This window comes from Streptosporangium sp. NPDC000509 (genome assembly GCF_042898365.1).
Lineage (GTDB): Bacteria > Actinomycetota > Actinomycetes > Streptosporangiales > Streptosporangiaceae > Streptosporangium.
Genome location: NZ_JBIAYX010000003.1, coordinates 449,570 through 452,031, shown reverse-complemented (window position 1 = coordinate 452,031; position 2,462 = coordinate 449,570). Strand labels below are relative to the sequence as shown.

Below are 2,462 nucleotides of genomic sequence, written 5' to 3'. Positions count from 1 at the left end.
CCGCCGCCCCCCCCCCCCGCGGGGGGGGGGGGCGCCCCCCCGGGGGGGGGGGCCCCCCCCGTCCGGTCCGCTGCCGGGAGTCGCGGACGCGGGCGGGGAATCCTCGGGGTACCGCTGGGAGACGGTTCAGGAGACGGTGGGGGTGGGCGGGGTGCCCGTGCCCGACCAGCTGCCGATGAAGCCGAAGGTGGTGGACCCTCCCGCCGGGATGGATCCGTTCCAGGCGGCGTTGGTGAAGGTGAAGACCGGGGCGGCGGCGGAGAGGGTGGAGCTCCACGCCTGGCTGACGTTCACCCCCGAGGGATAGGTGAGGACGGTCCGCCAGCCGGTGACGGCCGAGGTGCAGCGGATGGTGACCTCGCCCTGGAAGCCGCCCTGCCAGTGGTTGGTCGTCTGGTAGGTCGAGGTGCAGCCGCTCGACGGGGTCGAGGTGGTCGTGAAGGTCGCCGCCGGTGAGGCGGCGGAGGTGTTCCCCGCCGCGTCGCGGGCGACGACGGTGACGCTGTAGGCGGTCTGCGGGGTGAGCCCGGTCAGGGTGATCGAGTTGGTCGCGGACGAGCCGAGCTTGGTGGTGCCACGGAAGACGTCGTAGCCGGTGACCGCGCGGTTGTCGGTGGAGGCGGTCCAGGACAGCCGGGCACCGGTCGAGGTGATCTCCGAGGCGGTGGGTGTGCCGGGCCTGGTCGGCGCCTGGGTGTCGGGGGTGGTGGTGCCACCGTAGATCGTGGCCTCGACGGAGGTCTGCGCGATGCCGTTCGCCCCGTTGAACAGGCGCTGTCCCCAGGGAGTGAGGTTGGCGACGTTGAAGTTGGTCACCTGGTCGAGATACTCGACGCCGCCGCTGTTGCCGCTCCAGGACCAGCCGAGGTAGCCGATGCCCCTGGCCTGGGCCTGGGCCATGATGGTGTCCTCGTCCGGGTTGCCGTCGGAGTGGTCGAAGCCGAACTCGCCGATCACCAGCGGCAGCCCCGCGGTCTGGAACGCCTGCATGTAGGAGGTCACCTCGGCGGCCGTGTCGAACACCCCGTACATGTGGACGGAGAAGACCGTGTTGCGCTGCGGGTCGGCGGCGAAGACCGTGGAGGCGTTGTCACGCATGGTGAAGCTCCAGTCCTGGCCCCAGTTCGGCGCATCGACCATGATCAGGTGCTGGAACCCGTTGCTCCGTAGCCGGGTGATCGCGGCCGAGGTGGCCTGGGTCCAGCCGGGGGTGGTCGCGTTGTTGCCGATGGGTTCGTTGCCGATGTTGAGGACGACGTAGTCCTCCTGGCCGACGATCGAGTTCTTGACGCTGATCCAGTAGTCCACGGCCTGGTCGAGGGTGTACGCGCCGGCCTGCTCGCCGTACCCGGTGGTGTCGTGATTTTCCAGGACACAGATGAGTTTGTTCTGCTTGCAGAGCGAGACGACGTTCGCCACGTCGGAGGCGCCGTTGGCGGTCCACCGGCCGCCGCTGAGCACCACCCTGACGGTGTTCGCGCCGAGCGACTTGATGCCCGCGAACGAGCCGGTCTGGGTCGGGTACCAGGTGTGCGCGTGGCTGGTTCCCCGCATGACGAAGGCGTTGCCGTTCGCCTCGAGGATCCGCGTACCGCTCACGCGGAGACCTACGGCGGCGTGGGCGGGCGGTATGGAGACGACGAACGGAAGAAGGAGCGCCAGGAGCAGCGCCAGTCTGATTCGCATGACCTACCTCGGTTGGGGGGGTGTGCCCGGCCGGGCGGAGGGGTCGTCGCGCCCGGCCGGGGGTGAGGAGGCGTCCGTGGGGGAGAGACGGACGCCTGGCTGACGGGAGTCGGTTCGTGGTGCGCGGGGTCGGTGCGAGGTGTCGGCGGGTGGTGGAGACGGTCGGAGCGGGGTGCCGGTTCGCGGTGCGGACGGTCGGAGGTCGATGCGGAGGATAGGGGCGGGGACGGTCGGATCGAAGGTCAGCCGGTGGTGCAGTTCACCGGGGTGGGAACGCCGTTGGTGCCGCTCTGGGTCGCGGTGAACCCGAAGGACGTCGAGGCGTTCGGAGCGAGGCCCCCGTTCCAGGCCGCGTTCTTGACGGAGACGTCCGCGCCCGTCTGGGTGTGCGTGCCGCTCCAGAGCTGGCTGATCGTCTGACCGTTGGGGAACTTCCAGGTCACCGTCCAGCCGGAGATCGCCGAGGTGCCCGTGTTCTTGACGGTCACATCTCCCTGGAAGGCGCCCTGCCAGCTGCTGGTGACCGTGTACGTGGCCGTACAGCCGCCCACCGGGGCCGTCGTCGTGGTGAACGCGGTGCTCTCGGAGGCGGTGGAGGAGTTGCCGGCCGCGTCCCTGGCCACCACGGAGACGGTGTAGGCCGTCGCGGGGGTGAGCCCGGTGAGGGTGTGGGAGGTGGTGGTGGCGGTGGCGACCTTCGTCGTCCCCTGGTAGACGTCGTAGCCGGCGACGCCCACGTTGTCGGTGGAGGCCGTCCAGGTCAGGGTTGCGCCGCT

The 2,462-nt window shown here is 70.3% G+C and carries 2 protein-coding genes; both read right to left on the bottom strand.

Annotation, left to right across the window (positions count from 1 at the left end; all coding sequences use genetic code 11):
* Nucleotides 1–126: 126 nt before the first annotated feature.
* On the bottom strand, nt 127–1,686 hold the full coding sequence (locus ACFY3D_RS08300; RefSeq protein ID WP_389976394.1) for a cellulase family glycosylhydrolase: 1,560 nt from the start codon (nt 1,684–1,686) through the stop codon (nt 127–129).
* A 242-nt stretch (nt 1,687–1,928) separates the two neighbouring features.
* Nucleotides 1,929–2,462: cellulose binding domain-containing protein (locus ACFY3D_RS08295; protein WP_389976391.1), on the bottom strand; the 534-nt coding region annotated here is incomplete at its 5' end.

Coding starts and splice junctions, on each gene's coding strand:
- ACFY3D_RS08300 (WP_389976394.1), bottom strand. CDS start 1,686: ATGCGAATCAGACTGGCGCTGCTCCTGGCGCTCCTTCTTCCGTTCGTC.